We start from the raw sequence: 5,884 nt of genomic DNA, 5'->3' as shown, positions 1-5,884 counted from the left end.
CAAGAAAACCGGGGCGGTTCATTCACAGATTAACCGGTTCTGTGTCATGCAGAACCGGTAAGCTACGTCAATGTGAGTTCACCGTAGCATTACAAAAGATAAGCAAGTAACTGAGTATCATTGAGCGCGTGGTTATCGGTCAGGCGACGTAAAACGCGCTCGATATCCCCCGTGCTTTCGGTCAGTCGGCTCAGTTGGCGATGCATCTCGCCAGAGGCGTAATTTTTCTTTGCCAGCAACGAGACGGCATGATCATACAGTTCCTGTTCAGTCACGGCTTATTCCTTTTGTCGTAATATAGACGGCACGGGGATCTGCCAACATGTCATCACGTCGGGCTTCCTCGCAGTACAGCCAGCAGGGCCTGGGTGTCCAAACGGCCCACGCCGTCGCTACCGGCCAGTAAGTCCTCAGCCAGCTGGCGCTTTCGGCCGTGCAGGGCGACCATCTGTTCTTCGATGGTGTCTTCCATCACCAGGCGGTATACCGTGACCGGGCGCTCCTGCCCTATCCGATGGGCGCGGTCGCTGGCCTGGTCTTCAACGGCAGGGTTCCACCAGGGATCGAGATGAATGACGTAATCGGCAGCTGTCAGGTTGAGTCCGGTGCCGCCGGCCTTCAGGCTTATCAGGAACAGGTCGCCCTCGCCCGACTGGAATGCGGCCACCCGCATCTCCCGTTCGGTCGGCGGGGTTGAACCGTCCAGATATTGGTAGGTGATGCGCCGTTCATCCAGCGCAGTGCGCAACAGTGTCAGGTGGTCGACGAACTGGCTGAAGATTAGAGCCTTGTGGTGGTTTTCCCGCAGCTCATCGATGATGTCCAGACAGGCCGCCAGCTTGCTACCCGCCAGCGAGAGGTTATCCAGCACCAGTGACGGATGGCAGCAGAACCGGCGCAAGCGGGTGATTTCTGTCAGCACCTGCAACGGTTTGATGTCGTCACCGCCACTGTCCAACCGCTCTACTGCCTGCTGGCGCAATGCCTTGTACCAGTGTCGTTCCTCGTCACTCAGAGGAATGCTGTGAAGGATATCGGTGCGAGGGGGCAATTCGTCCAGTACCTGCGATTTGGTTCTGCGTAATATAAACGGCTTAAGCAACTGCTTCAGCGTGGTGCCGGCCAACCGGTCACCTTGCTCAATCGGCGTTGCAAATCGTTGATTGAACGGTTTCAGACCACCCAGCAGACCCGGGTTGAGGAAGCGGAACAGGCTCCACAGTTCGCCCAGGTGATTCTCGATTGGCGTGCCGCTCAGCGCCAGGCGGAAATCCGCCTTCAGCGCCATCACGGCATGCGCCCGTTGGGTTTGTGCGTTCTTGATGGCCTGCGCTTCATCCAGCACCACGCTGTGCCACTGCTGGTTGGCAAACGTCTGCGCATCCTGCAGCAGCAGGCCATAACTGACCACCACCACATCAAACGTGCCAACGTCCGCTATCTCGCGCTGGCGCCGGTAGTCCCGCAGACGGAGTGTGGGAGCGAACCGTTCGCTTTCGCTCAGCCAGTTGCCGGCAAGGGACGTAGGCACCACCACCAGTTGCGGTCCGCCCGGGGCGCGTTCGAGCAGCAGGGCCAGTGCCTGCAGGGTTTTCCCCAGCCCCATGTCATCGGCCAGGCAGGCGCCGACACCCCACTGCGCCAACCGCGACAGCCAGCAGAAACCGGCCTGCTGGTAGTCGCGCAGTTCGGCCTTCAGCGTGGACGGCACCACAGGCGGGTGTTTTTCCCTGTCCTCAAGCCCGCGCAGTTGCCGGCGCCAGTCGGCGTCACCGTCAAGATGCCCGGCTTCATCGGCGAGCGTTTTCAACAGCGGCAGTGTCAGCGTATTCAGCGTGAGGGAGTCACTATCACCGGCAAGCAGGGCTATCTGCTGCAAGCGTAGGCGCAGTTGGTTATCTAGGGCCAGCCAGTCCTGCTCGCCGAGGCGGATGAACCGCCCGCGGCTTTCCTGCAGGAGTGTCAGTACCTGGCGCAGTTGCAACACCTTGTCGTCATCCAGCGCCAGTTCGCCGGACAGGGCAAACCACTCGTCCTGCCGGCGGACATGCAGTTTCAAGGCCTGTATATCGCGGCGTCCGCTCAGCCGCAGGCGTTCGCCTTCCGGCCAGACGCATTCAAGTTGCGTCGGGTCAATCGCGCGCAGTTGCGTCAGTGCCTCCAGGGCGTCCTGGGTATCGGTCAACTGCCATTCGGTGGTGTCTGTTGCTGATGCGTCGAGGGTCGGGCAAGCTGCCAGCACCTGCTGCAGCCGCTGTTGTTCTGCCGGCAGGTCGCGGCGGGTTTGTATCGCCTGACCGTTCTGTTCACCGTTGACGATGTCGCCGCCCCGCCCTGGCGGGAAGGCGGTGCCGTTTGGCAACGGGTGAACCCGCAGCTGCAGGCGCAGCCCCTCGCCAAGCGGCAGCAGATGCGCATACAGTTTTTCATCCGGGGGGACATGCGGAATGTGGGCCGTCAGCTCGGGCAGATTGGCCTGGACCGGCAGCAGGGGCGCGATGGATGACACCGACTGCAGGACCCGGTCGCGGGCGCGGGTCGGAATGCGCAGTTCCCTGCCAAGAATGCCGGCTATCTTGCGATGCTCGTCACTGACCGGATACACCACCAGGCGGGTCGGCGTTTCTTTTTCCCATAGCAGCCCGTGGCTGTCGCTGATGCCCGGCGGGTGGAGCGTGAGGGCGAGATGTTCCCCCGCCTCCGTTATCACCAGCGTCACCTGCCCGGGTTCAATGTCGATGCGTACGTCCGGGGCGTCCTGCCAGAACACCGCCGGGTGACCAACCAGCGCCGGCAAGGCGGCTTCGGCATCCAGCGTGTAGGTGCCGCTGTGCCCGTAAAAAGAGTACGCCGAGGTGTAGTGAATATGCCGCAACGCCTGCCGGTCCTGCGCCAGCAGCCAGGGTAGCGTGTCGGCCGCGTCGTTGAGGCGTTTGAGGGACAGCGTGCGCCCTTTGGTCCAGCCCTCCCGGTTGTATTTTTGTTCCCGGGGCTCCAGCGTCAGCTCGTAGCGATGCAGGGTCAAAAACCAGGCCATGCGGGATGTGTTGGCGTTTTCCGCCGCCGTCAGCTGGCGCAGGGCGGCCAGGGCGTATTCCCATGACGCCTTGCGCTGATACAGGGTGCTCAGCGGATGAGGCAGTTGGGGCGCCGGCTGGCGGTATTGCTGATGGAGCAGGTCGGCAATGTCCTGCTCCAGCCGGTGATAGCCACGGGTGGCCAACTGTCCTCTGAATATCTCGAGCCGTTGCTGCCCGCGTTCGCTGTCATCGGTATCACTTCGCCAGTGCCTGAGCAGCGCCAGCCAGACGCCGGCCATGCCGATGAGTGGCGTCGTGGCCTGCTCGGGTGAGGTGCCCTGCGGCGGCTTACCTTCGCATTCATGCAGCAGACCTGGCAGCAAGACCCAGCCACTGCCGAACCCCTCCTCGATGGCATGGTGGGCCAGTTCCCGAAGTGTTGCGGTATACGCAGGCTCATGATTGGCCAGCAGCGTTAACGCGGCCATCATGGACGGCAAGGGGGGCAGGTGCAGCTTGCGTTTACGCGTGGCCTTGCGGTACTGGCTGACGAGCAGCCGGTATGCCTCGAACGCAGCGTCTTTTTGTCCGAGGCTCAGGGCAATCCAGCCTGTGACGGTCGGAGGCAGTTCACCCTCCCCCCTAATTTGGTCAAGGCGGTTGTGGTCGCCTCGCCACAGGGCCTGCAGCGCCAGGGGCTCCCGTAACGCGGGCGGTGTCGTGCTCCGCGCGTCGCTGAAGGTGCAGGCATACTGGTAGATCGCGGAGCACTCAATGAGGCGGTAACAGGCCTCAACGAGAAAGCTGGCCAGCAGCGCTATCTGAATAGCCTCGTTCAACAGCGCAAAGGTGTGTCTGCCGGCCTCGTCATCCAACAGCTGAAAAGCCGGATGTGCCAGTGGGGCATACCCCGGATTTGTCATCCATTCGTCCAGGTATTGCGGCAGGGCTATCTCATCGCCAGCGAGAAGTGCATGCCACAGGCGGGCCCTGCGCGTACGCAGCCCGCTTAACAGGCGTGAATGGCCAGGGTGCTGCGGGGAGACGCCCCAGACGGCGGGGTGGGTGACCATGTAGCGGTAAACCACGTTATCATGACCGGCCAGGTGGTAGCGGTTGTTCATCTCTTGCAGCCATCCTTGCGCCAACAGAACTTTCAGAGCTTCCGCCATATCCGCGGAATTCATGCGGCGGTGGGCAACGGGGCTTATCTCCAACTGATGCAGGTTATCCAGCAGGGCGGATTTTGCCAAATCGTCATGCAGGGCGAGCTGGCAGAGGATGGCGGTGAGAGGGAGGGGCAGATGCGCAATCCCGGTCTCCGCGTTGTCAGCGCGTGAAGGTGTGTTTTTGTGTCCGGTCATGGTATCACCTTTGTTACGTGACCCCAGCGCTTCGGCCGCGGTCCGTCCAGTTCCCTAGTGCTGTGCGCCGGCGACGACTGACTCGGTGCGCGATGTGTCCTTTTGGCCAGGTTGTGCTTATGTTGCGGATGCAGGCTCCAGCGCGATGGTGTGGCAGGTCTCCGTGCTGTCGAGCAGGCGTGTGCCCAGACCGAACTCCGCCATGACGTGCATAAACTGGTCGAGGTCCCCGACGACACGAAACGGGACGGCGTGCAGATGGCGTCCGTCCTGGGCAAAGGCGGCGTTCAGCGCCACTTTTTCGACGTAGAATCCGTTGTGCTGTGACGGTACCGGCGTAACGCCGGATTTCCACTCCCGTGCATCCATCACACAATTGTCCCAGCCCTGGTCTTTCAGGGTTTCAGTGGCGTAGGTGAGCCGGAACAGGTCGGATTGTGCCGCCAGATTGCCGCTGCAGGAGCGCCAGAGGTAGTCCAGATGCTGGCGTAACTTGCCGGCGGGACCGTGTTTGCGGCCTCGCTCGAGGAGCCACTGGATGTCAATGGCGACGCTCCTGGGGAAGCGTTTTTGCTTTTGTGCAGTGGCCAACCAGCGAATAAGGAACAAATTTTCGGCATACGGCGTGCCGGCGATGCCATCCTGACGCGCCAGTCCGAGCGCCGCCAGGGCGCAGAACGCGAGATGGCTGAGCGCTGACGTGGTGTTTTCCGGGGGAACGGATCCGGTTTTATCTGACAATGGCTACCCTGCCCGTCGAAGCGAAAGATTAGTGGCGGATCTGCGCCAGATCATCAGTGGTCAGACCGGTCATTTTCATGACCGAATCGCGATCGAGGCCATTGGCCAGCATGGTGCGGGCTATTTTCAGTGCCGCTTCGCGTTCACCTTCCTGACGCCCTTTTTCCATACCGCGCTGTTCACCCAACTGGATACCCTTCTCGATACCTTTCTGGATACCCTTCTCGATACCTTTTTGTTCAAGCTGTTGTGCGATCGTCATCAGTTCATCCTCATGTTGCGGTACCCGCAGGGCCAGTTCACGAACAAATGCCTGCGCATCCGCCGATTCCCCGGCCTGGATAATATAGTGTATCAGCGAAATCACCTGGGGCGAAGACAGATAGCCGGCCAGCAGGATAGCGGATAGTCTGTCTGTCAGTTCAGCCAGGTCGCGCTGGCGAATATGTTTCTGCAGCAGGGTCAGTGCGGCCATGCTGCGGTGGCCCATGATCTCCTCGTCGGGAATGACGGTCACATCAACCAGCGGAAAATCGCCGGTATACAGTTTCCTGGCCAACATTGGGTCATCAAACTCCTGCAGCCAGTTGGTGGAATACGGATACGGGCTGCGTTTGCCGGTATAGAACAACACGGGAATGACCAGTGGCAGCTTTTTATGGCCTTCATCGAGATGACGCTGCATGGCCGCGACCGCGTACCGGATGAGCCGAAACGCCATGTGCTTATCCGGGCTGGACTGAACCGCCCCGGTTTTCT

The 5,884-nt window shown here is 61.0% G+C and carries 4 protein-coding genes; all 4 read right to left on the bottom strand.

What is annotated here, in order from left to right; translation table 11 throughout:
• Nucleotides 1-89: 89 nt before the first annotated feature.
• Nucleotides 90-275: a hypothetical protein gene (locus tag U869_RS0104615; protein WP_025122108.1), complete on the bottom strand. Its 186-nt coding sequence runs from the start codon at nt 273-275 to the stop codon at nt 90-92.
• 53 nt (nt 276-328) lie between these two features.
• Nucleotides 329-4,384 carry a DEAD/DEAH box helicase gene (locus U869_RS0104610; RefSeq protein WP_025122107.1) on the bottom strand — a complete coding sequence of 1,352 codons (4,056 nt, stop codon included), beginning with the start codon at nt 4,382-4,384 and terminating at the stop codon, nt 329-331.
• Nucleotides 4,385-4,501: 117 nt separating this feature from the next.
• Nucleotides 4,502-5,125 carry a DUF2913 family protein gene (locus U869_RS0104605; RefSeq protein ID WP_025122106.1) on the bottom strand — a complete coding sequence of 208 codons (624 nt, stop codon included), beginning with the start codon at nt 5,123-5,125 and terminating at the stop codon, nt 4,502-4,504.
• A gap of 28 nt (nt 5,126-5,153) precedes the next feature.
• Nucleotides 5,154-5,884, bottom strand: a 731-nt coding sequence (locus tag U869_RS0104600) for an Rpn family recombination-promoting nuclease/putative transposase (protein ID WP_025122105.1), incomplete at its 5' end; no start/stop codon positions are given.

Origin of the sequence: Serratia sp. H1w, assembly GCF_000633355.1 — a bacterium.
Lineage (GTDB): Bacteria > Pseudomonadota > Gammaproteobacteria > Enterobacterales > Enterobacteriaceae > Chania.
This window is presented reverse-complemented; position numbering and strand designations above follow the sequence as displayed.